Source organism: Bradyrhizobium sp. BR13661 (genome assembly GCF_029892425.1).
Classification (GTDB): Bacteria; Pseudomonadota; Alphaproteobacteria; order Rhizobiales; family Xanthobacteraceae; genus Bradyrhizobium.
In genome coordinates this window covers 22,575-47,734 of the sequence record NZ_JARXWB010000048.1, presented here as the reverse complement: position 1 = coordinate 47,734, position 25,160 = coordinate 22,575, and the positions used below count along the sequence as shown (strand labels likewise).

At 60.4% G+C, this 25,160-nt stretch carries 12 protein-coding genes and 3 pseudogenes; 5 read left to right on the top strand and 10 right to left on the bottom strand.

Annotated features, from left to right (window positions below; all coding sequences use genetic code 11):
• Positions 1-95 precede the first annotated feature (95 nt).
• A pseudogene (locus M2427_RS39840) lies at positions 96-452 on the bottom strand (ParB/Srx family N-terminal domain-containing protein); the annotation flags it as partial.
• Between the two features lie 166 nt (positions 453-618).
• Complete coding sequence (locus M2427_RS39835; RefSeq protein ID WP_041750413.1) at positions 619-1,812, bottom strand: hypothetical protein; 1,194 nt, start codon at positions 1,810-1,812, stop codon at positions 619-621.
• Between the two features lie 349 nt (positions 1,813-2,161).
• Between M2427_RS39835 and M2427_RS39830 the strand changes: the two genes are divergently transcribed.
• Positions 2,162-3,772 carry a recombinase family protein gene (locus M2427_RS39830; protein ID WP_049795318.1) on the top strand — a complete coding sequence of 537 codons (1,611 nt, stop codon included), beginning with the start codon at positions 2,162-2,164 and terminating at the stop codon, positions 3,770-3,772.
• 897 nt (positions 3,773-4,669) lie between these two features.
• On the opposite strand, the pseudogene tnpA reads toward M2427_RS39830, so the two are convergent.
• The 5 genes and pseudogenes from tnpA to M2427_RS39805 all read right to left on the bottom strand — a co-directional run bounded on the left by tnpA (position 4,670) and on the right by M2427_RS39805 (position 12,634).
• Positions 4,670-5,138, bottom strand: a pseudogene (tnpA, locus tag M2427_RS39825) (IS200/IS605 family transposase).
• Between the two features lie 329 nt (positions 5,139-5,467).
• Entirely contained in the window at positions 5,468-7,291 is a 1,824-nt protein-coding gene (locus M2427_RS39820; protein ID WP_211400811.1) for an IS1634 family transposase, read from the bottom strand.
• 241 nt (positions 7,292-7,532) lie between these two features.
• Positions 7,533-8,846 (bottom strand): nitrate/sulfonate/bicarbonate ABC transporter ATP-binding protein, encoded by a 1,314-nt coding sequence (locus tag M2427_RS39815; RefSeq protein WP_250173506.1) that lies wholly within the window; start codon positions 8,844-8,846, stop codon positions 7,533-7,535.
• Positions 8,847-8,875: 29 nt separating this feature from the next.
• Positions 8,876-10,612, bottom strand: coding sequence for an ABC transporter permease subunit (locus M2427_RS39810; protein ID WP_041750410.1), 1,737 nt, complete (start codon positions 10,610-10,612; stop codon positions 8,876-8,878).
• Between the two features lie 24 nt (positions 10,613-10,636).
• Positions 10,637-12,634, bottom strand: coding sequence for a carbohydrate porin (locus M2427_RS39805; RefSeq protein WP_012041717.1), 1,998 nt, complete (start codon positions 12,632-12,634; stop codon positions 10,637-10,639).
• A 2,088-nt stretch (positions 12,635-14,722) separates the two neighbouring features.
• Here M2427_RS39805 and M2427_RS39800 point away from each other — a divergent pair.
• A complete protein-coding gene (locus M2427_RS39800; RefSeq protein WP_041750409.1) occupies positions 14,723-14,989 on the top strand; it encodes a metal-sensing transcriptional repressor in 267 nt (88 codons plus the stop codon).
• A 486-nt stretch (positions 14,990-15,475) separates the two neighbouring features.
• Here M2427_RS39800 and mgtA read toward each other — a convergent pair whose 3' ends face one another.
• Positions 15,476-18,148, bottom strand: coding sequence for a magnesium-translocating P-type ATPase (mgtA, locus tag M2427_RS39795; RefSeq protein WP_012041714.1), 2,673 nt, complete (start codon positions 18,146-18,148; stop codon positions 15,476-15,478).
• A 720-nt stretch (positions 18,149-18,868) separates the two neighbouring features.
• Here mgtA and M2427_RS39790 point away from each other — a divergent pair.
• The 3 genes and pseudogenes from M2427_RS39790 to M2427_RS39780 form a co-directional block, all read left to right on the top strand.
• Entirely contained in the window at positions 18,869-19,186 is a 318-nt protein-coding gene (locus M2427_RS39790; RefSeq protein WP_012041713.1) for a hypothetical protein, read from the top strand.
• A 35-nt stretch (positions 19,187-19,221) separates the two neighbouring features.
• A complete protein-coding gene (locus M2427_RS39785; protein ID WP_012041712.1) occupies positions 19,222-20,886 on the top strand; it encodes an NRAMP family divalent metal transporter in 1,665 nt (554 codons plus the stop codon).
• A 618-nt stretch (positions 20,887-21,504) separates the two neighbouring features.
• Positions 21,505-22,545: pseudogene (locus tag M2427_RS39780) on the top strand (IS5 family transposase); the annotation flags it as partial.
• An 899-nt stretch (positions 22,546-23,444) separates the two neighbouring features.
• Here the strand turns inward: M2427_RS39780 and M2427_RS39775 are convergent.
• The gene (locus M2427_RS39775) at positions 23,445-24,809 is read right to left on the bottom strand and encodes a type II toxin-antitoxin system HipA family toxin (RefSeq protein ID WP_012041709.1); all 1,365 of its coding nucleotides are present in this window, start codon (positions 24,807-24,809) and stop codon (positions 23,445-23,447) included.
• The gene (locus tag M2427_RS39770; protein ID WP_063719753.1) at positions 24,806-25,084 is read right to left on the bottom strand and encodes a helix-turn-helix transcriptional regulator; all 279 of its coding nucleotides are present in this window, start codon (positions 25,082-25,084) and stop codon (positions 24,806-24,808) included. The genes M2427_RS39775 and M2427_RS39770 overlap by 4 nt, the downstream gene beginning before the upstream one ends.
• Positions 25,085-25,160 lie beyond the last annotated feature (76 nt).

Sequence of the window (25,160 nt, the reverse complement as noted above, 5' to 3'; positions counted from 1 at the left end):
TCTGTGTGCCTTCCTCGAAATGCCCCGTTAATGTCGTCGATTCCCATGACGGACCTACGACTCTAAGAGGACAGTTGCGATACAGAACCTAACAGACCTACCCGCTCGTCATTCTCCGCAAGCGAGTCATCCTCTGCGATACCGCCCTCTCGCACCACGCAGGGAACAGCCTGCGTCCTGGACATGCGCTTCTGCTTCACAAGAAGCTCGAGGGCGCGATAACGCCTGCCGCCGGCCGGCACTTCGAACATGCCGGTCTCGTTGCCTTCGTCATCGACAACGGCCCGAACGTTCAGGCTTTGCAGCAGCGTGCGCTGCGCAATGCTTTCGGCGAGCTGCTCGATCGAGACACCAGCCTTTACGCGGCGCACATTGGACTGACTCAGAACCAGCTTGTTGAACGGAATGTCGCGCGAGGGCGACAGCATAATCTTCTGAACGGCCTTTGCCATGTCAGTTTCTCCGAGAACGGGCGGCCGAGACCTTCTCTCGACCTCCGACCCATTCAAGGAGCGAAGCGCCGCCCTCTTGCTCTAAGAGGGCAGCGCCAAGTAGAGACAAACCGGAAGCATAAAGAAAGAAGCCCAGGCACGAAAGATCGTCCTGGCCTGGTCGGGGTCAGGCGGCGCGATCCAACAGCTTCTTCGCCTTTGCCTCCATATCGAGGCGAGCATCCTGATGCAGCTTGTCGCGCGCGACGGCGGTGATGCCCTGCACGAAATCGAAGATGCTTTCAGGCGGGCGGCGCTCCTCCGCCAGCACCGCTTCTATAACCTTGGCTGTCTCGGCTTTGGAGAAGCCGCGGCGACGTAGAAACTCGGTGCGATCCTCATCACTATGTGCCACGATCCGCTCGCGCGCGGCCTTGATGCCGTTGACGAAGGGCATGGGCGACGAATTGGCGAAGTTCAGCAGCGCTGGGGCCGCTTCGTGAGCAAAGCGGGACGCTGCGTATTTGGAATGGCGAATGATGATCTCCTCGAAATCTTCCACGCCCCACAGGTTCCGATTTTGGCAGACTGCGCGGAGATAGAAGCTCGCCATGCCAAGCGTCTTTGCCCCGACCTCCGAATTCCAGCAATAGAAACCGCGGAAATAAAGATCGGGCGAGCCGTCCGGCAGACGGCCGGCTTCGATCGGATTCAGGTCATCGACCAGGAAAAGGAAAACATCTCTGTCCGATGCATAAAGGGTCGTCGTATCTTTGGAAATGTCAACACGGGGATTGTAGGTCCCGGTTGACCAGTCGAGCACCCCGGGCACCTTCCAGCGTGTATCACCTGTGCCATTGCCGGCGATGCGCTGCACGGCCTCGACCAGTTCATGGTCAAAGATCCGACCGTAGTCCAGGCTGGTGACTGCACGAAGCTCAACGCGTCCATCATCAGTCTCGAGCGTCTTGATTTGTTCGGCGCGATTGGCGGTCAGGCCATATTGCAGGTTGATGCCTGCGAGTGCGGCGGGGAGTTGTCGCAAGTAAGCGGCGGGAGCGCCGACTTGGCTTGCAAGCTGGCCGAAGCTCCAGTGGGTCGGCGCGACTGGCGTGTCCGAGCCGGGCAGCATCAGCGTCAAGCGCTCAGGATCCGCACGGCTTGCCTCCACGTGGATGAGCGCGCTTTCAACCACGCGCGTCCAGCTGCGCTCGGCGCGAGCACGCACCGTGCGAGCCAGCTCATCAAGCGACAGATAACGCTCATCCGCCGGACGGGAGAACCATTCCGAGGATACCCGGCCGACCCGCTTGCCGCGCGTCACATCCACCCCGTAGCCGCCGCTTGCATCGCAGCCAGCATCAAGAACCTGTATATTCATGGGAGCAATCTCCATGACGGGCGCCGGAAGACTCTCCTCCGGCCCTCAACCCGTCATGGCCAACACCGCTCCGCTCTTCCTCTCTTGCCGCAGCATCGATCGGTGGCGCCGGCGAATTCGGCCGCAGCAGCAACTTCGTCAGGGATGGAAGTCCGCAGCGTGAAAAGCCGGCCAAGCCGAGGTTTCAGCGCATGCCCATAGCCCGGTCCCGTCAGGGAGACGCCCGCCACCATCGCGTAGGTAAAACTGAGTAATGACTTCTGACTTCTCGGTTGGCTTTGCACGCGTTAGCCACAATGCTCCCGTATCACGAGCCTGGGGTGGCCCAGTCAACTCGCGGGTACTCGCCATGTCGATCGAAGCTCTCGAAGCGGCAGAGCCGCTGCGTGCCGTCGCATACGTTCGGATGTCCACTGACCGGCAGATTTATTCGACCGCAAACCAGATAGACGCGATCGCGGCCTACGCGGCTCGCAAGAACATCGCGATCCTGCGGACCTACAAGGACGACGGCAAAAGCGGGCTTTTGCTGGATCGTCGGCCGGCGCTGAAGTCGCTGCTGGGTGACGTCATGCTCGGCAAGGCCGATTTTGACTGCATCCTTGTCTATGACATAAGCCGCTGGGGCCGTTTCCAGAACAGCGACGAAAGCGCGCATTACGAGTTCATCTGCAAGGAGGCCGGCGTCCGGGTCGAATACTGTGCCGAGGAATTCTCAAACGACGGTAGCCTGCTCTCCAATGTCATGAAGAGCCTCAAACGAGCGATGGCGGCGGAGTACAGCCGCGAGCTGTCGACGAAGGTCTTTGCGGCTCAATGTCGCCTTATCGAGAAAGGCTTCCGTCAAGGAGGCACGGCAAGTTATGGCCTCCGTCGGCTGCTGCTCGATCAGAATGGACAATCAAAGGGCAGGCTCGAGCCTGGTCAACGCAAGTACACGCAATCCGACCGCGTCATTCTTCAGCCCGGCCCCGAGAGCGAACTCGCGGTGGTCCGTGAAATGTTCCACCAGTTTGTCGAAGGAAAATCGGAGTCTCTGATTGCCCGCGAGCTAAACCAGGAGGGCATTCTGAACCGGAGAGGATACCCCTGGACCCATCAGTCAGTCCGCTATGTCCTCAATAACGAGAATTACACGGGAGTGAACGTTTACAATCGGAAGACGTGCCGGCTGGCAAGCAAGTTGCGAAACAACTCCCCCAGCCAGTGGATCAAGGCGCCCTGTGCTTTCGATCCGATAATCGATCCGGAGATTTTCGACAGAGCGCAGCGGCACCGAAAGCAGCGCAGAATATGGCTTTCCAACCGCGAAATGCTCGCGCGCCTGGAATCCCTGTTGCGCGAAAAGGGTCGTCTCAGCGCAACGCTTATCGACGAGTCGGATCACCTGCCGGACAATTCCACCTACGCGCTGCGCTTCGGGAGCCTCGGGAATGCCTACAAACTAATCAACTACCGGCCCCGGACCAATTTCAGATACGTCGATCGTGGCGTGTTTCTCGCAGCCAAAATCAAGGAAGCGGCGACCGACCTGATCAGACTTGTCGAGCGAGGCGGTGGATCTGCGGTCTTCGACGAAGCAGCAGAACTCCTCACCATCAACGGCGCCATTACGGTCTCGATCTATATCGCACGCTGCACGCGCATTCCTGGCGGCGGACTGATGTGGCGAGTCAATCGTCGACGATACCTCGCAGGAGACTGGATTGTTGCGCTTAGGCCGGACCTGCCCTGCCGGAACATCCTCGATTATCTCCTCTTGCCAGCTCCTGGCTTTCCCAAACAGAAAGCCGAGTTTTCAAACAGAAATCCAGCACGCTTAGCGGCCTGCCGTTACGAGAGCATAGCATCCCTGCTGCCGCTCATACTGGCGCCTCCGAGTAATCATTACGTTCCGCTCGCGCCCCATAGCTCGACGAGGTGTGGCAGGGCCAAGGCCCTTCCCAAGCCGGGAAGATGACGGAGCTCGCTGCATGGTTCTAACAGGCGGGATCAAGCACGATTGGCTCGATGCCAACGTGCTATAGCCCTTGTGGGCACGCTTCGTTTGCCGTACCCACTCGCGTCCCTCTCAGGGTAGATCGCTCCGGCCTCGGATAACCGCAAAATGCAGGCGCTCTTCTGCTGCACCTTAAGGGCGGCGGCACTCGCCTCTTTTGTAGCAACCGTCACCCATTCAACCCGCACTCGGTGGAGCCCACCGCGTGAGGAAACGATGCCACCGCTGAACTTTGACGACCGAACAGCTCTGCGCTTCATGGCGCACGCAGCGCTGGAGCCCGGTACGGAAATGGCTCGCGCGATCACTCCCGACAAACTGTCATCGTGATGACTCATATCAGTAATGCGACCTGACGTACTCCGGAGCGGCCGATCAGGCGTGCGCCAACGGCGCATCGCCTCAACGTAAAATGGCACCCGCAGGAGCGTGAGCGTAGCGACGCCGAAGGCGGCACGCGGGACCGAGTGCAGCGACGAGACCGGTTAAGAGGGTACCCGGGAACGGGGCAGTGATAGCGACGCCCGCTTACTTCAAGACGGCGGGCCCCTTTCCCGAGTACCCCCGGCGAGGAGCTCCGCACTCTTCGCGCGAGGGATCGAAGCCGGATGGCGTGCGCCGTTGAGGCGTGGAGAAGAAGGGAGTGTTCGAAAGAATGGAGCCTGCTGGTTATGGCTCTTACTTGCCCGGCTTACCGGTGTCGGAAACGACTGAGACTCCGAAAGGAGAACGGGACCAAAGCATGCCGGGAAACGTCTCGAAGTCGGGCGCCGCAGCCCGGTGGAGAGCACAGAGCCAATAACCTCCAGCAGAGCTGGAGGTTTGGTGGGGAACCGCCAAAGGCGGTTTTAAGGGATGTTAGGACGATCGATTGGATTTTGGGGCAGCTGAGATCTTCAGCTCAAGCTGATCCAGTTGCTGATCGGCCAATTCTTGATTTCTGATATAAGCCCGGATCATTTCTTCATCCCGACCTACCGTCGTGACGAAATATCCGCGAGCCCAGAATTTGTGGCCCAGGAAATTTCGCATCTTGCGCTCGACATTCTGCACGATCCATATTGAACTCTTCCCCTTCAGATATCCGATGATCTGCGCCACCGAATATTTCGGAGGTATCGATATCAGCATGTGAACATGATCGGGCATCAAGTGGCCCTCCTCGATCCGGCACTCCTTCCTTGCGTCGCGCCAGGTCGTGAAACACTTGGCCCAAGTGGCGCTTGATCTTTCCAAACAGCAGCTTCTTGCGGTACTTCGGCGTAAACACGACGTGGTACTTGCACTCCCAAGTCGCGTGATTAAGATGATTGTACTCTGCTTCCATCATGGTCTCCTTGAGGGTTCTTGGCGGTTCCCCAAGGAGACTTCATGACTTCATTCCCGCAGCTGTCGAACTTCCTGTTTTCGCCCCGCCATAGGCGGGGGCTTAGCAGGTTTAGTTACGCGCTTGCGGCTGCTCTAGTCGAGTGGTCAAAATCTGACGCCGCAGCAATTGCAGGCGACCCATACAGCTTCTCGAAGCGCCCTTATGGGCCTTGCTAGCACATCGAGAGTGCCTCCACAGGTGGAGGACTTCCGGCGCATCGCGACCCGCTAGCCCGTCTTCGCGGATTCGCATGTTTTTGAGATGTCGCTCTAAGCTATTTCAATGGCTTAGCTCAAAAGGTCTTCACTACGGCGGCTTGTCTTGTTGATGGCGCTGGCGGCGATCCTCGGCGGCGGTTGTGGCGGCAGGCTGAGCTTGAGGCGGTCGATCAGAAGCTGCAGTTCGGGCTCGGGATGGGTGTAGCGGGTGAGAACGATCTCGCGTGCGTCGGTCGTGGGCAGATGGACATCGATCATCTGCATGGCGGCAAATTTATCGAGAACGCTGCGTGCCGTGAGCCCCGGCGCCAGGGCGTGGAGACGCCGGGTTAGCGTGACCTGCATGCAGTAAGCCAGGAAGGCGATGAAGATGTGGGCCTCGATCCGCGCCTCGTCCTGGTGGAAGACCGGGCGGATCGCCAGGTCGCCCTTGAGATTACGGAAGGCTTCTTCAACGGCAACGAGCTGAACGTAATATTGCCAGAGCTTCGCTGGATCATTGTCGGCAAGATTGGTGCGCAGCAGATAACGGCCTTCGCGCCGGCGCGTCCTGCGCAGCTTGCTGCGATTGAGCGTGAAGCTGAAGCGCGGGTGTTGCTTGTCGACCTCGATGTCGACCAGCCGCCAGGCCGCCGGCGCATGTGAGCGCGCGGCGCCGAGCTTCATCAGGAGCTCCTCGCGCGTCAGCTCCATGACGGCGATCTGCCGCAGCCGCTTCCACAGCCACTTCAACTGCCGCTGGCGCATGGCGCGCTCCTTGGTCACGCGGTCATGGCTCTGCGCGAACACGTACAGCTCGCCGTCCTCGGCCAGCAGCTTCACCTTGACGCCCTCGCGCGCGTCCTGCCAGGGCCTGTCGACGAGATGCTTCTCCAGACGGTTGAGGCGGCCCTTTGGCGTTCCCACCAGATATTGCACCGGCGGATCGCTGCCCCGCATCTCCGCCAGCACGGCCTCGGTCGGCACGCCGCGATCCATCACCCAGACCCGGCGTGCCTTGCCGTATTGCTGCTCGATCTTGGAAAGGAACATCCGCAACGTCCTGCTGTCGGCAGTGTTGCCGGGCAATACCTCGTAAGCCAGCGGCAGGCCGTCAGGGGTCACCACCAGCGCGATCACGACCTGCGGACAGTCCGGCCGCTTGTCGCGGCTGTAGCCGTGACGGCGTTTGCCGTCCTCCGGCAGGTCCGCGGCATTGACATCGAAGTAGGTACTGGTCAGGTCGTACAGCAGGACGTCGAAGTCGGCATTGAACAGATCACGCCAGCGTCCGACCAGGTGACTGAACAGCGCGTCCTTGTGCGCCAGCAGCAGATCGTGACAGGCGTAGAGCTTGTGCTCCTCCACAAGACCGAAGTCAGCGCCCAGCAGATCCGCCATCGCGCTGTCGCCGAACCATTGCCGATGCAGCCGCCATTCGCTGCCCGGCGCGATCAGGCGGTAGGTGGCGAGCACCTGCAGGATCTGATCCCAGCGCGTCTTCTTCCGGCTCGGCGGCAGCCGCTCGGCCCAGAACTGGTCGAGCTGAAGCTCCTGCCACAGCTGTCCCGCCAACCAGCAGGCGCCCCATTGCCGCGGGCGGTGGAGCCGCATCTGCGACAGACGCAGTTGGATGATCGACGCATCGCCAGCCACGGCTTCGCAGCGATCCTCCGCGAACAGCGACAGCGTCTGCGCGCGGCCGGTGTCCTCGTCGAACACCTCGATCGCCTTGCGCCAGCTCGCCGCCTGTGAGGAGTTGATCTCGCCGAGATACAGCACATGCCGCTGCACCACCCGTCCACCATCGAGACGCTTGTTCTCGACGACGCTCCAGTAGGTGTGCGTCTTGCCATTCTTCTTTCGCTCGGTGCGGCGCAGGAACATGATGGCGAATCCTACGCGCACCGTCATGGCCTTGGGAATCGGGTAGGTCTTCACTACAGCCGATTTCGGCCGAATCCGAACATCCAGCCCTTTGTGGATCAACTACTTAACCCGCCTAAAAAATCGCAAAATCACGATTTGCCAGCGCGAATCCGCGAAGACGGGCTAGGATAGGCCCGCGCCAAACTACCTGGCTTCTCTCTGCCTCGCCGCAGCTTTGGTATGGTCGGTTTAATAAGTCTCAGCCCTGGTAGAGCCAGTGGACTGGCTAGCCCGGGTTTTCCAGGCTGAACGTTTCCGACTGTTCGTCATATGCAAACAATTCGGCATAGCGTCCCCACGACACGATGGCCCTGAGCGTATCGTCGGCATCGTCTTCCGACATGTAATCCTCGAGCTCGTTGCGAAAGCGCGCGGTGGGGGCCGTATGCGAAGGCCGCTCATCGAGCACACGCCTGATCAGGCCCATAACGGGCACATAGGCAAGGAGGTGCTCGGCAAAGAGTTTCTTGCGCGCGTCGGTTTCCAGGTGCGCGAAGCGCTGGCCGGCCTCTGTCAACATCAGGTCGCCCTCGCTCAACTGGGCAAATCGCAGCAATTGCAGGGACTCGCCGAGATGCAGGATCTCGTCGGTTTCCAATTGCAGGTTGCTTGCCAGCACGGGAAGGTCAGCGTGCCCACTATAGGGCGCCGCCGCCAGCGTCTCGATCAGACCGGAGAGCACGTTGGACGAGACGTGGTGGATGACCATCCCTACGCCCGTGCCAGGAATGCCTCCAGACGCTGGAGTCTTTGGCTCGGCGCGTTGCGTCATGCGTGCATAGAGATTGTCGACGAGCTGTCTGAATGTCGGATCGAGGCGATTGCGCGGATGGGCGAGGTCGATCTTGAATTCAGCGGCCACCCGTCCGGGATTTGACGAAAACACCAGGACGCGGTCGCACATCAATACGGCCTCCTCAATATTGTGTGTCACCATCAGGATCGACTTGATCGGCAATCGACCCTCGATCCAGAGATCGATTAGGTCGGTGCGCAGCGTCTCTGCGGTAAGCACGTCAAGCGCCGAGAACGGTTCATCCATCAGCAGCAGGTCCGGATGCACGACCAGCGCCCGTGCAAAACCCACGCGCTGGCGCATGCCGCCTGACAATTCCTTCGGGTAGGCGGATTCGAAGCCGTCCAGACCGATCAGGTCGATCGCCGCAATCGCGCGCTTGCGCCGCTCGGCCGCGTCAATGCCGAGAGCTTCGAGGCCGAGCTCCACATTCTGCAAAACGGTCAACCAGGGAAACAGCGCAAAGGACTGGAACACCATGGCGACCCCATTGGGTGGTCCTTGGATCGCATCGCCGCGGCAGGTCGCGGCTCCCGACGAGGGGGCAATCAGGCCAGCAATGATGCGGAGCAACGTCGACTTGCCCGAGCCGGAGCGACCGAGGAGACCAACGATCTCGCCGGAACGGATGGTCAGATCGACCTTGTCCAGCACCAGGAGATCATCGCCGGATCCTTTCGGGAAGGAGCGACTGACGCTGCGGATATCGATCAGGGTGGCTGGCGACTTGTTTTGATCAAGCATGGGTTTGTCTTCCATCAGCCTTGAAATCATTAGCCGAGGCGGAGCCGGCGTTCGCCGAACGCATAGAGGGGGCGCCAGAACAGCCGATTGAACAGAGTGACCATGATGCACATGATGGCGATGCCGAGCACGACGCGCGGGAAATCGCCGTCCTCGGTTGCTTTCGCGATATAGGCCCCAAGGCCCGTCGCTGACAGGTGAGTGTCGCCCCAGCTTGCGACCTCTGCGACGATGGACGCATTCCAGGAGCCGCCGGAAGCGGTGATGGCACCGGTGACGTAATAGGGAAATATGCCGGGCAGGATCACCTTAATCCACCAGCGCCAACCGGTGAGGTGAAGGCTCGCAGCAGCTTCGCGCAGATCGCTCGGGAAGGCGCTGGCGCCAGCAATCACATTGAACAGGATGTACCATTGCGTCCCCAGGATCATCAGCGGGCTCAGCCAGATGTTGGAGTTGAGGCCGTAGTGCACGATCCAAAGGACAAAGACCGGGAATGCAAGGTTAGCGGGAAATGCAGCGAGGAATTGCGCCAGCGGCTGCACCCGCTCGGCAATCCTCGGACGAAGCCCGATCCAGACTCCGATCGGCACCCAGATCAACGTGGCAAGCGCAATCAACGTGATCACACGAAGCAAGGTGGCGAACCCGCCCAAAACCGCCTCATACACGTCCGACAGCTGCAGATTGGCCGACAGATAATAATAGGCCTTGTAGGCCGCGTAGCCTGTGGCAATGCCGATAATAGCGAACCACAGCGCGTCGATGAGGCGCGATGGTGGGGCACCGGGCTTCGATGAGGGGCGCAGCGCCCGGGGCCACTCGGCGCTCAGATTGGAAAAAGCGCGGTTGAGCGCCGCAAACGGCAGCGTCAGCGCCCGCAATGCGCGGGTGCGGCGGAACAGGTCGAGCATCCAGGAGGTCGGCGCATCACCAGAGGCGGTCTGCTCGAAGCGGAACTTGTCCGCCCAGGCGACGATGGGACGGAACAAGAGCTGGTCATAGACAATGATGACCAGCAGCATGGTGAAAATGGCGTAGCCGATCGCGGCGAGGTCGCGCTTTTCGATCGCCAGCGCTACGTAGGAGCCGACGCCAGGCAAGGTGACGGTGGTGTTGCCGACCGTGATTGCTTCCGAGGCAACGACGAAGAACCAGCCGCCGGACATCGACATCATGGCGTTCCAGATCAGGCCGGGCATGGCAAAGGGCACGTCGAGCCGCCAGAAGCGTTGCCAGCCGCTCAAATGGAAGCTCTTGGAGGCCTCGTCGAGATCCTTCGGTACGTTCCGGAGCGACTGGTACATGCTGAAAGTCATGTTCCAGGCCTGGCTCGTGAAGATGGCGAACACGCAGGCGAGCTCGGCACCCAGCACCCGTCCAGGAAAGAGGTTGAGGAAAAAGACGACAGTAAAGGTGAGGAAGCCGAGGATCGGCACCGACTGGAGGATATCGAGCAGCGGGATCAGAACCATTTCGGCCCGCCGGCTCTTCGCCGCGACCGCCGCATAGATGAAGGTGAAGACGGTCGAACAGGCAATCGCGAGCAGCATCCGAAGCGTGGTGCGCAGCGCATAGAACGGCAGGTTAGCCGGGTCGAGCGAGACCGGCGAGACGTCGAGCGCCGATAGCGGCAACGTGGTCTGCTTACCGCCGTAGACAATCAGCACCATGGCGCCGATCACCAAGATCAAGGCGATCAAGTCCCAGACATTGGGGCGCGGCGCGCGCGTCAGCACTGCGAGACGAAGATCCTGTAGCCTCATCAAACTGCTCCCTCTCGGCAAAGCCTAGTATTGCGTATGCAGGCGTACACCAAGTAGCGAAGCCGGCCCTCGGTCCCGATTGTAGGCGGGATTGACGATCAGCTGATAATCAAGCGTGATCCGCGAGGCAAACCAAGGAAAGCTGTAATAGGTCTCCAAGATTCTTTCGTCGCCCGCATGCGGAAGCTGGCCGTCGCCGACCAGAATACCGAGACCTCCGGCGTTGAGAAACGCCTGATGAACGTTGGTGATGCCGTTGTCGACCCCGGCAATTCCCCAGACATCGTCGTTGCGTCCCCACACCCTTCCTGAGATCGAGAATCCCGCTGCGACGCTGCGGTCGATATCGGTGAACTCGTAGGCCTCCTTGTGGCCGTCCGCCCATCCCGCACGGGCGAAGAAGCCGACATTCTCGTTGATCTGCTGCTCCAGGTTCATGCTGATGCCGCCGCGGCTTTGGTAGTGGCGGACCGCGGTGATGTCAGCAGGTGCTCCCGTCACTGCCGCGAGCTGGATCGCATCGTTAAAGCTCCCCATCCCGCCGCGCGTCAGGAAGCCGGTGACGGCGATTTTGCCGGGCTGCCCTAGAATTGAATAGCGACGCTCGATTTCGCCGATCCATTGGAATTGCCCGAAGCGGGAATCCAGCGAGGTCGTGTTCGGCGCGATCGACAGATCGAAGATGCCGCCGCGGAAGGTCCACGGGCCTGTGTACCACTCGATGGTGCCGCCGAGCGCGTAGCCCCAGGCGTCGGCCGCATAGTCGAACGTGCCGGTATCGACGATCGACCAGTTCATGAAATCGCTGCGCGGATCGTGGGCATACTTGTTGGTGTCGAAGATGTCGGGGATGCCGATCTTGCCGAGCGTGATCACCAGGCGATCGGACGTGGTCGATCCGGCGAATTGGTTGAAGCCGGAATCGATTTTCTGAACGTCGCCGCCGAGGTCGATGGTCTGGCGGAGGAAAGCGCGATGGAGACGCACGTAAGGATAGTTCGCGCCGACCTTGTAAGCCTCCCCGCTTGGGAATCCGGCTGCGCCTACCGAACTGCTCAAGCCAAAGCCCTGATCCATCTCCGGATTGACCCAGGCTTCTGCGCCGTCCCAGAGCTTCATGCCGGCATAAAGCGTCGCGTCAAAGGTCTCACGACCCTGATTCGGATTGAGGCTGTTGGTGCCGACATAGGGCGAACGAAACGGCGGGGTGTACTGCTCGAGGAGGGTCGATTGGGCATGGAAAGCGAAACGATCCGTCTCCAGCGCCTCCGGGGTTTTGGTAATCAGGGCTGATATCGGATTGGTATCGCCGATCTTATAGTTCAACCCGACTCGCACGCTTTGCGTGGCGAAATCAGATCGAAACGCATCGATCGAGGCCGCGAAGAACGCTCCCCTGCGACCAAATCCGGTTTCCAGAAACTCCGCCTTGGCCGACCAGTTTCCGGTGATCGGAATCTCCACACCGATCCCGGCGACCCATCCGAGCCGCCACAACAGTTTGGTCTCCAGCGTGCCTGCCGGTACGAAGCTGCCGGTGACGGGAGAGGCGTCTTGGCTGCGTGTCAGCTGATCATAGGTCCAGGCAAAGCCGCCTGTGCCGTACAGGAGGAAGTGATCGAAGGCATAGCCGACGCGACCCCGGACACTGCCGTAGTGAATAACCGCCTCGCTGTAGGTGACTTGACCGATCGCAGGCGAAATGACGGTCTGGCCGCCCCTGACCGAGTAAGGCACCACGACGTCCGAGTTCGGGACACTGACGTCACCCTCGATGCCCAGCATCACGCGCGATGGCAGAACGTAATTGTACCCGCCTTGCAGGCCGAGCACGTAGGTACCGGTTCCGGCCATGAAATCGAAGTTGAGAGGAAGGCCGAACGATCCGCTCACAGGCGGCCCGCCAGGTCCGAGGGGCGTCGCTGTCCAACTCGAAGAGCCGCGCAACGCCCCCGCATGCGCACCGATGTACCAGCCAGTCCAGTCGTAGACCGTCGACGTGTAGGGCGACTGTGCCCTCACTGCGAGGTCCGCTGCGTGAACTGGGCCTCCGAAGCTGAACACGGCAGTAAGACCGATGCCGACGACGAGCTGCGTACGACGCCAAACGCTGGTGGCGCGCTTATCCGGCCCTGCTGTGGTCTCGCTTGTCATAATTCTTGGCAGCACCGACAGTTTGGAGAGGCGGACGCGCGGCTCCACCGCGAGCCGCCGGAGACGACGCGATTCACCCTCACCCGTTCCGGCATTGCAAGAAGCCTCCCCCGCACCACAGTGAGATGGCATCGGCAAGTGACGTCGGTGCAACACAGCTACGAGGTCGATCGAGCGTGGCGTCCGCTTTTGGATTGGGCGTTGCGTTGAGTCTTCCGTTGAGACGTGGCCTGTCCGTCGGATGGCCAGCGAGCCGTAAGGTGGCCGCGCGTGCCTGCCGAGGTTCGGATACGACAATTCAAAGAAGATTTTGTGAAATGCGGTGCCGGGCAGCTGGCGCCCGGGCACAATCAACCGAGACTTTGTGAGGTTCGGGATCATCGCTCACCTTCCCGTCGCCGGACGGCCGGGTGAGCGAACGCGGTCATCTACAGGCCGCCAACGCCTCCACGGCTGCCGCGGTCGCGGCTGATTTCAACATGTGGTGGCAACTGCGATCCAATCGCGTAGCGTGGAGCGGTGTTGCCAGCGGCGGTACTGCCCATAGCTCTTTCATCAGGGGTTGGGACGCGCTTCGCTACCGCACGACGTTGCGGCGGGAAACGCGCTCGTCCCCTAGGCTCGCTCTGAAACGAAGTCAAGCAAAAGCAGCCGATCCTCCCCGGAGGATGCTCGAATGGTGGTTTAGCTCGCGCCTCGGCTTCTGGCAGATCGCGCATCCCGTTGGGCACGTGCGGCGATCGGATTGGCGCTGCCGAGCGCCGGTTAGCGACGACTCGGGCCGGATCATCGGCCAGGAGCGTTCCTCGCCTGTTGCGAGACGCTGTCAACTCGAACCGATGGTGGATCCTGTACTTCCGCCGCATTCAGGATTAAGATTTTGTCGAGTCCGCCTGCAGGAATTGCAACTCTATGCGTCGCATCAGCTACTTGCTGTCGATCGTGGCTGTCACGGCAGCGACCGGATCGCAAGGCGAGGCTGCGGGATCGTTTCAGACCAAGCCAGCTTTCCAAAGCGCTGCGACGACCGGTGCGGCGTCTTCGGCATCAAGCATGCCCGGGTCCACTGGATCCACGAGCGAGCTCGGTTGCGGTAGGGGCCGCGTTCGCGATCCCCAAACGCGCGCTTGCCGCGGCCCGGCCGATATTAGATAGTTCCACGGACCCAGGTTCGCACCATTGTTCAATTGTGCCAAGCCCGCCAGTCACTGACGCTATTGGTGCTTGAATCCCATGCCAGCTCCCAATCCGGGTCTCGGTGCAGAGGGGCGGATGAAGGCTTGATCAATTGGTGTGGTTACTTCGAAGACCTCGCTCTGCTCGCTTCCGCCGATGCCCGAGAGCCAACCAAGCTCCAAGCCGCTCCAGCACGCGTGTTCCCGATAAGATAGCCAGCAGACCGCCGTGTGAAATCCGGTGAGTTCGATGAAGCATCATTGCGCAGCGGAGTATTCGGCTGGCCAAGCGAAGCATACCGATCGCTCCCCAGCGTCGCGCCTCCAAAATGGCTGCGTTGATCATCTTCGGGCCTCACAGCTTAGGCCAACGGCCAGGCCGGATCGAGGGAGCGTGACCTAGGCGGTAAGCTCCGCGCGCCGGCGCTGGGAACCAACCGGCTTGTATCGTGCAACCGTCTTGAAGGTCACTCATCTCCCCTCCGCTTCCTGCGGCAGGACCGTGAGCTAAAGGCCCGCTTTTCTACGGCGCGCCGATTCTCACGTCTATGGCCGTCGCAATAGCGACAAGCTACCACGCAGGCCGGGCCGGATAGATCAGGGACGCGCTACCATTGCGAAGACTGCCACGGACCACTGTATGCAATGATGGCGGCCGCAATGGAACGTTCCTTATCGCCCGATCGCCCATATGCGCGCCCCTCATCGCGAGTCAAGTGCCCTCCTATCCCCGCGGGAGGATGAATGTTATACCCTTACAACGATAGGAGCGAAAAAAACAATGCGTGACCATTCTCATCTTGCAATTGCCAGGCGACTGAAACGCGCCAATGGTCATCTCGAGAGCATCATCGAAATGGTCGAAAACAATCGACCTTGTGCTGAGATTGCCCAGCAGCTGCAGGCGGTCGAGAGCGCGATCGAAAGCGCCAAGAAGACGATGATCCATGACCACATCAGCCACAGTCTCGAACGGTCCTTCAAGACGCACGGCCAGAAGGGACAGGCTGCGTTGAGAGATTTCAAGCTGATTTCGAAATATTTGTAAGGCAGGCCGCAGCTCGCCGCTTTGATGTCCGTTGACAGCAGGCTCATTCGGCCGCGATGGGCATGGGTCACATCGTTTTTGGCGATCGCACTCTAAGGCGAATGTTGCCGCGTCCGCATGAGCCTCCGATGGCGGCCTTCCGGCCATGGCGCTATCCCAGGGTGGCGTAAGAACGTCCGACTGGGAGACCTAGCGGCCAAACCAAATCAGCAGCGTACCTCCGAGAGCAAGGAGAAAAGCGCCCTCGTGCCAACGGGTAAGACCAGAACCGGCAAACTTCTCTCTCTCGATGTAGGCGATCCACAGCACGACAACTCCAAGCAAACAGCTGAGCAGGCTCGCCGCTCGCGCAGGTGCGTCTCCAGACCAGAGCATGGACAGGGCAAGTATGACCGCCAACCGAAAGGCCAGTCGCCCCAACGTGGCAGTAGAACCCTGAGTGTTAAGCATTTTGCGTCACGCATCGACTCGAACAGTAGGGGTATGTCAGAGGCCCCACCTTCGTGTGAACCAGACTTTGACGAAGTGCGTAAGGACTGCATACATCAGCAGCATGGCGGTCACCAGCGGCCAGTAGGTCCACGGCAAGGGCACGAAACCCAGGGCAGCTCCAGCCCAAGTGAAGGGCAACGTCATGCCGATCGTACAAATGATGATCGTCGTCGTAATGAGCGCGGGACTTGCGCGACTCTCGATGAAAGGAATCTTGGCCGTCCTGATAATGTGAATGATCAGCGTCTGCGTCAGCAGCGATTCGACAAACCAGCCGGTTTGAAACAACGGCGCGTTATTCCAGGCATCGAACACAAAAAGCATCATGCCGTAGGTTGCGTAATCGAATATCGAGCTGATCGGTCCGATGAAGATCATGAACTTGAATATGTTGCCGATGTCCCATTTTCGCGGTGAAGCCACATACTCATCGTCGACATTATCGGTCGGTATCGTCGTCTGTGAAAAATCGTAAAGCAGATTGTTCGTCAGGACCTGGATCGGCGCCATCGGCAGGAACGGCAGGAAGATGCTTGCCCCGAGCACGCTGAACATGTTCCCGAAGTTCGAGCTCGCGCCCATCTTGATGTATTTCGTGATGTTCGCGAACACCTTACGACCTTCCGTTACGCCTTCCTGAAGGACGAGAAGGCTCTTTTCGAGCAGGATGATGTCTGCTGACTCTTTGGCGATGTCGACCGCGGTATCCACCGAGATGCCGACGTCAGCAACTTTCAGGGCTGGACTGTCGTTGATGCCATCGCCGAGGAATCCAACCACGTGTCCCTTGACGTGAAGGGCTCGTACTACCCTTTCCTTCTGCTCGGGGTTCAGTTTGGCGAAAACGGTCGTGCGGTCGGCGACCTCGGCCAGTTCGGCATCGGTCATCTGGCCGATCCGGCTGCCCAGCACAATTTCACCTGCCTCCAGTTGAACCTCGTGGCAGATCTTGCGCGTTATGACCTCGTTATCGCCCGTGAGTACCTTGACCTGCACGCCTTTCCGCGCGAGCGCCGCGATCGCCTCCATTGCGCTCTCTTTCGGAGGATCCAGAAAGGCAATGTATCCAAGAAGCGTCAGGTCCGCCTCGTCCTCGACCGAATACACCGTCTTCGACGGCTCCATTTCCTTGTAGGCTACCGCGACGACGCGAAATCCGTCGGAATTGAGGCTGCTCGTCTGTTCTTTGGCTGCCACGAAATGAGTTCCGTCGAGCCGGCCCACCTCGCCGTTCAGGCAGTATTTTGAGCAAACGGCGAAAATCTCTTCGACGGCGCCCTTGCAAATGAGCAGATGCTTCGTGCCGTCGCGCCTGACGACCACGGAGAGGCGCCGGCGTGTGAAGTCAAAGGGGATTTCGTCGACTTTCGAATAGCCGCCGTCAACCCGCAATCGTTCATCGAATTCAGCGTGTGCAAGCACTGCCTTGTCGAGCAGGTTCTTCAACCCGGATTGGAAATGGCTGTTCAAGAACGCGTACAGGAGCACTTCGTCTGAGTCATTTCCCTCGATATCGATGTGCCGTTTGAGGATAATTCGATCCTGGGTGAGCGTGCCCGTCTTGTCGGTGCACAAGACGTCCATCGCCCCGAAATTCTGAATGGCATTCAGCCGTTTGACGATCACTTTCTTGCGCGACATTGCGATCGCGCCCTTGGCGAGATTAACCGTCACGATCATCGGCAACATTTCGGGCGTGAGGCCGACGGCCACCGCCACCGCGAAAAGCAACGCCTCCAGCCAATCGTGCTTGGTCAGGCCGTTGATCAGGAAAACGGCAGGAACCATCACAAGAATGAAGCGGATCATCAGCCAGGTGAACCTGTTGATGCCCTGGTCGAAGGCGGTCGGAACGCGGCGTCCAGCAATCTCGTGGGCGAGCTGGCCGAAGAAGGTGTTCCGACCGGTCTGCAAGATCACGCCGGTGCCGTACCCGGAAACAACGTTCGCGCCCATGAAGCAGACGTTCAGGAGGTCGAAGGGGTCCTCGCACGCGGACGTGCTGGATTGGCCGTGTTTTTCCGCAGGCATGGATTCGCCGGTCAGGACGGCCTGATTGACGAACAGATCCCTGGCCTCGAGCAAGCGCAGATCCGCCGGGATCATATCCCCGGCTGAGAGCCGCACCACATCCCCCGGCACGAGTTGATCCATTGGAATCTCTGTGAAGGGGTCATCCGCTCGGACAGGTCCGCGCCTGACACTTGCGGTCGTGTGAACCATGGCGCGCAGCCGGGCTGCGGCCTCGTTCGACCGGTGCTCCTGGATAAAGGCGGTCGTGATCGCCAGCACGACCATCGCAGCGATCACGACGGCAGCGCGAACGTCTCCCAAGAGAAAAGAGACCACCGCGAGCGTCAAGAGCAAGGCGTTCAAAGGGTTGCGCGCGCGGTTCCAAATCTCCTCGGGAATGGTCGGTTTGCGTTCCCGGGCGACCAGGTTAGGTCCAAGCTTCTTCAGCCGCGTCGCAGCTTCAGTAGCCGAGAGTCCTTCCGGCGTCGAACCCACCTTCGTGCAGGCTTCGCTCGGCTCAAGGCGGCTTATTGCCGCGAGCCAGCCGTCGTTTGCCGCCACACCAGCACCATGGCGATCAATCGTCTTCGTCGGCTTCGATAGCAAGTGCATGGGTGTATCCACCAGCCGGGACAGCGGGAGCCATACAATCATGATGGGGTCTGGCTCTCTTGCGGGAGATCAAACAGATGGAGGCTTCAGCTATCCCGCGGCTTAGCGGCATGTGGCCGGTGGCGGAGGCGTTCCCGCATGGAAAGTGAGCGCGGGGCGCGGCGGGCCTTGTCGTCCAGATTTGAGAGGATGTCGCGGTGAACGGATGGTCTCGACGTGAGGCATGAAGGTTTGGTGCTCTTCTGATCTGCCCTTTGGCGGTTCGCCGCGAGCTGAGTTGGACCTGCCTGCGCGGGTGCAAAAGCCAGATCGGCCCAATGTGAACCGTATCGCTTCGTCCGGCCGCCGACTGCCTGTCCGCTCGTCGCAGTCGTATCGACAATTGTTCGCAGATGAGCAGCGGTCCAGACGGTCCAGTCGCCTCGCAAACGATCCTCCATGGCGGATGCGGCCTATCCTCCAGGGGGGATAGCCAAATTGCTTGACAGGGTCCGACAACAGGCGTACGGGCCGATCTGTGGTTGGAACCAGATCGTTCTGGACCGCATTGAGGACCAAAGGCAATCCGAGCGGAGTCGAGAGACTCCTGAAAGAACCATGGGCAGTAGCATCTCTGGCATGACCCGCCCCGTTACGGGGCCCGTGATGCCGCAGAAATTCAGAATCGATCGTGTCGGCTGCGGCCGCGTGAGGATTGCCGGTCGCGCCTAGCGACCCGCCATGCTCACCATCCCGTCGCCGAGCGCGGGGTGGAGGTGAGCGATGTTCGAGAAATTCGCAAAAATCCGGCGTGGCGTGCAACGGCCGAACGGCCTGCGGAGCGCAGCGGTTGGTTTTTCCCCAATCTATACCAACGACAACCGGCTTGGTTTTGGTCGCCCGCAGGCCCAGCGTCCGCGCGAGGCGCTGGTCTGCCGTTGGTCGCTTACCTCTGATGGAGGGCGCCTGGAGTGCCGGTGGGAGTTCGCGGCCATTGCGGACGAGCCACCCGGCAATCAAGGCGAGCTGCCGTATTTAAGCGCTCCGCGCCTCGTTCCGGGCGGCGGGCAAGTGGCTGCGCTCGAGCAGATCGCCGTTTAGTCGAACATCGATCCCGCCAGTTCAGGGGATGCACAATGAACATCATGAATCCTGCTCACAAGGAGGTCAGCCGGGCCGCCGTGCTCGACGAGGCCCATATCGGCGATATCCATGGCGCACTCGGCACCATCCGGCACCATGATCATGGGCCGCGGAGGGGATTCTGGGCGCGATGGAGAACGCTGATCGCGATCCTAGGACCGGGCCTCATCGTCATGGTGGGCGACAACGATGCCGGCGCATTCGGCACCTACACGCAGGCCGGGCAGAATTACGGAACGACCCTGCTATGGACGCTGATGCTGCTGATCCCGGTGCTCTATGTGAACCAGGAGATGGTGGTGCGCCTTGGCGCGGTGACCGGGGTCGGTCATGCACGGCTGATCTTTGAGCGCTTCGGCAAGTTCTGGGGTGCGTTCAGCGTGATAGACTTGTTCCTGTTGAACGCACTGACGCTCGTCACCGAATTCATCGGGATCAGTCTGGCCTTGCGGTATCTCGGCCTGTCGCAGTTCTGGGGCGTGCTGGCATCTGCCCTGATCGTAATGCTCGCTGTCAGCACTGGAAACTTCCGCCGTTTCGAGCGGTTCGCAATCGTCCTGGTCTTCGGCAGCCTGCTGCTGGTGCCAGTCGTCTTGATGGTACATCCGCCGGTGGAGCAGATCGCGGCTGACTTCCTGGTTCCGAAAATGCCAAAGGACGGCAATCTCAGCGAGGTCATGCTGCTGATCATCGCCGTCGTCGGCACTACGGTTGCGCCCTGGCAGCTGTTCTTCCAGCAAAGCTATCTCATCGACAAACGGATCACGCCGCGCTTCATCCAATACGAGCGCTGGGATCTTTGCCTGGGCATCGCGCTCGTTATCCTGGGCGCGGTGGCGATGATCAGCTTCTCGGCGGCGATTTTCACGGGACGACCTGAGTTCGGCAATTATACCGATGCGTTGGGTACGGCGGTCGGCTTGGAGAAATATGCCGGTCGTCTACCAGCAGTGCTATTTGCGCTCGCCCTACTGGACGCCAGTATTGTTGGCGCTGCCGCGGTCTCGTTGTCCACTGCTTACGCAATCGGCGACGTATTTTCCTTGAAGCATTCACTGCATCGCAGGCCGTCGGACGCGAAGGGTTTTTATGGCGTCTATTTCGCACTGATCATCGTGGCCGCTGTCCTCGTGCTGACGCCGGGAACGCCGCTCGGGCTGTTGACGAACGCAGTCCAGACTCTGGCTGGCGTGTTGCTGCCGAGCGCGACGGTGTTCCTGCTGCTGCTATGCAACGATACGGCGGTCCTAGGCCCCTGGGCGAATTCGCGGATGCTGAACCTCTTCACCGGGGCCATTATCGCGGTGCTGGTGCTGCTGTCGACCATTCTTACGGCTTCCGTGCTTTTTCCGGACATGGGCGAGCAATGGATCGTGGGCATCCTGGTTGGCGGAAGCATTCTTGGCGGCCTACTGACCATCGGCGCAAAAATATTCGAGCTTTCGCGTCGCCCGTCTGCCGCGCGCGCCTGGCCAAAGCGAGCCAAACGAAAGGTTGACGTGTACGACAATTGGCGAATGCCGCCGCTTAGTGAGCTGCCTCCGGCCCAACTCAGCGTGCTCAGTCGGGTGTGGATGATCGTCCTGCGCGGCTATCTCCTCGTCGCCGGCGGTTTGGTGCTTGTGCGGATATTCCAGCTCGCCACCGCGGGGGCTTAGCGATTGCAAGAGGTGAGGTGCAGAGCGGATTCCGCGCCTCGGTTCTGGCGTGCTCGCCCTTGCAAAGATCGAACGGCTACCTCGAAAAGCCGTTGCCGTTCCATAACAGCCTGGAGGCGCAGAAATCGCCACAATTCACGTTGACGGCAGCCCGTCCCGCCTTGTCATCCATATCGATTTCGTGCGTTTGGGCCTGCCACACCTCACGGGTCTGCCCCCTTTCATCGGTCAAGAAGATACGATGCATGCACCCCGCAGAACTGCACAGTGCAGAAGGTTGCGCACAATGGAATTGATCGAAGTGGAGCGACACAAATTGCTGCCCAATCTCTGCTCGGAGATATCGTAGAAATCCGGTTCGAGCCCTGGGTTCGTCATCTCCGCAAGCCTTCTGAGCTGCGCGGATGGCAGAGCCGATTGGTGCGGGTAAATGCTGAAGCTTGTCAGCGGACAATGTCGACCAGTCGTTTCGCGTGCTGACTGAGCCTCGGGCCGAAGCCGGGGGGGTCATCGCGAGGACAATGAGTGTTATGATAAGCGCCAAATTTTTCATGGCTGGGTTCTCCTGGACTCGTGCCCCCGACGTCGTCAGCGCTGCTTAAAATAATCATATCACTTTCGGACCTGAGCCATTGGCGCAAGCGCCTGGGTGACAAGCTTGAGCTCCTGCTCGCGGAGAGTCTGCGTGTGGCGCATGACACAGGCGCATTGCGTCCGCGCGACCTCAAGCGCGTCACGGTGGACACCACGGTGCAGCCCAAGGCCATCACGTTTCCGACCGATGCCAAGCTGCTGCATGCGGCTATCGAAGGGCTCAACCGGCTGGTCCGCAAACACGGCGTGCAGTTGCGGCAGTCGTACCGACGTATCGCCGAGCGAGCTGCGATGATGGCTGCGCGCTATGCCCATGCCAAGCAGTTCAAGCGCCATCAGCGGCAATTACGCCTGCTGAAGAGCCGGCTCGGCCGCATCATCCGTGACATCCGCCGCAAGATCGAAGGTCGCCCCGAGCTCGAAGCGGTGTTCGAGGCCCCGCTGGCCCGCGCGAGCCAGATCAGATCGCAGCAGCAGCGCCAGCGGGGCTGGAAGCTCTATTCCTTCCACGCTCCCGAGGTCGAATGCATCGGCAAGGGCAAGGCGTCCGCGCCTTACGAGTTCGGCGTCAAGGCGTCGATCGTCACCACCAACGGCCGCGCCCCGGGCGGCCAGTTCGTGCTCCACGCTCGATCTCTCCCCGGCAATCCCTACGATGGCCATACGCTCGGCAGTATCATCGAGGCGACCGAGAAGCTGACCGGATGCGCCATCGAGCGCGCCTATGTCGACAAGGGATATCGCGGCCACACGACGGAGCGCCCGCGTCGCGTCTTCATCTCCGGGCAGAAGCGCGGTGTCTTCGGCGCGATCGAACGTGAACTCCGCCGCCGCTCCGCCATCGAGCCGATCATCGGTCACATGAAGAGCGACGGCCATCTCGGCCGCTGCCATCTCAAGGGCCGTGACGGCGACGCCATCAACGTCATTCTCACTGCCGTTGGCCACAACCTCCGCCGCGTCCTCGCATGGCTGAGGGATCTGCTGGCCTCAATTCTGATCGCCCTTTGGCGCTCCGCAGCTGGCCACCCGGCCCGTCAAACAGGCTTCTTAACGGACGACTAGATTAGCCTCCTGGGAGGATCGGCAGCGGCCCCCAGGGGTCTGGCCCGCTGCTCATCTGCGAATAATTTTCGATACGAACAGCCAGACAGCGTGGGCGGCCGGGACGATACGATACGGTTCAACATTGCGGCCGCCGATCCGGCTCGGCACCCGCGAAGGCAGGTCCGGCTGAGCCCCCGCGGCGAACCGCAGCAGAGCGATCAGGCACTGCGCCTTCATGGCCCACGTTATTCGTTCAACGGCTGCGTCCTCTCAAATCTTGACGATAAGACCCGCTACGTCCCGCCCTCACTTTCCATGCGGGAACGCTTCACCGAGCGGCGACATGCGTCACGCCGCGGGATAACTGAAGCCTTCCATCCTTTTGATCTCCCGCAAGATTGCCCGACACGATCATTATTGTATGACGTGCCTCCACTGTCCGAGTTGATGTGTGACGCAAAATGCTTAACGCCCAAGGTTCTACGGCCACGTTGGGACGACGGGCCATTCGCTTCCTTTCGCTTAATGGTCATCCTTGCCCTGTCCATGCTCAGGTCTGGAGACACACCTGCGCGGGCGGCCAGTCTTCTTAGCTGCCTGCTTGGAATGGTCGTGCTACGGACCACCTACACAATGGGAGAAAGGTTTGCCGGCTCTGGTCTCACTCGTTGGCACGAGGGCGCTTTTCTCCTTGTTCTCGGAGGTGTGCTGCTGATTTGGTTTGGCCGATAAAATGAGATTTCTTGTCAATGGGCGCAAAAAGCGGCAAGCTGCGGCCTGCCCTACACCAGAACCAAAGGTAACCCACTGACTTTCAGGCAGCGGCGGCACCCCAGCTGTCGCGCGTTCGATCCCGGAGTCGGCCGGAAACTTCATACCAGCCGAATATGCTCTCCGGAGCAGTTCGGCAGAAATGCTCAAGAGAACCCGGGCGGACGTATGGCGCCCTCGGGATCCGAGTCCTCTTCGGGCTCCTCCCGAGGATCGCTTTTCAGATTCCGCAGCATGTCACGGCAATACCCGGCGACGTAATCCGAGATTTGCTGGTAGACCGGCGACTTCTTCAACGTGTTCAACTCTTCGACGACGGACGGCAGCGCATCGAGGACGGCCTGAGACAATTCGGCGACCCGGCGCCTTACCTGCGCGCCGGAAAGCTGGTTTTCCCGGGCCATCCGATCCCAATGTCGGACGTAGATGTAGTGACCGCGGTTCTGGCCGGCGATCTTCATCGCCAGATTTCGCGTCACGTCCGGATAGATGTCGCCATTCATGACGTCATAGAGCGGCGCCATGGAGATGGCGCCGCTTGGCTGCAGCAGCAGCGAATAGTTCTTCGAATGCGCGTCGACGTTTCCACAGAGAACATTGAAGACAAGAAAATCGACGAAGCGGGCGACGTTGAAGGCGCCTGCCTGCGTGTTCCGCAGGACATCAAAGCAATCTTTCAGGGTCGGCCCACGCAGCTTGTTCGTCGAATTGGATTCGTATTTGGTCGACGGGATGTGCCCAGCGGCCTGACAGAAATCCTCCTGATGGATTCTGCGGAGGCTGCGCCCGTGGGGCTCACGATCGTAGCGCTTCACCAGCAGGTAATCGAGATCCTCCGCCTTTCCGATCGTACATTCGGCGACGGGCAGCTTCGTCTTGGCCGCCAGGCGAAGGCAGAAGGCCTCGTTCTCGACGGCGTTGCTGAAGTGCTTGTTGGCCGGCTTGAGGATATGTGTCGTCGGCGCACCGTCGAGCGCGAGGCCGATGCCGCCGTCCGGATACAGGACTACAGGAAGCTTGTCCTGCGCGCCGGCCAAAGACATGTGGATGCCCTCCTCGCCAACGAGAAGCGGCCTCTCCGGAAGGCGCCGGATGGCGGCGGCGAGCTCCGCTTCGGTGAGCCGCTTGTAGCGCGGCGTCCGGTTCGGTCGCTGGTCGGCGGACCGGCGGACTTCGAGCGCACCCGGAAGGTCCTCTCCCAACTCCTCAAGGAGCGCGAACACGTTCGCCTCCGGAATCTTGAGGATGGTGCCCACGGTCCTCAGCGTCCGGCCTTCTGGCAGTAGGTTCAAAAACCATCGGTACACGACGTCCGGCTCGTGAACGCGCTGGGCGAGTGGCATGCGAGTCGAGACGGCGAACGCCCGAGGATCCTTCACCCACGCTTCGTCGTAGACGAATTCGATGTCCTGAATTTCGTCCGAGCGCCGGCGCAGCAGCCCAACGAGCTTGTCGCCGTACCGGACCTCCAGGGTCTCGCCGGCGCTGCCGGCCTTGGGCTTGCTCGTCATGACGGCGTGAAGTAATCAGGGTCGAAGGTTTCAGATTCCTCGCTCGCCAACCGAGCCGCCGGCGCTGGGCTCATTTCCGCCGTCAGCCGGATGCCTAGCGCTTGCAGCAGGCGGAGGACCAGACCGACTTGGCTTGTCTCCTTGCCATTCTCGACGTCGACGATGAACCGGACGCCGACGTTCGCTGCCAAGGCAAGGTCCCGCTGCCGGAGACCTAGGGAGGTCCGCCGGTTTCGGATCGTCTCGCCGAGCTCTGAGGTGGTCGTGATGGTCATGTCAATTTCCCGAGCGGGAATATTAATGCCCCAAGAGCGTCTTAGCAAGACTAGATTTCCCGAGCGGGAAAATAAT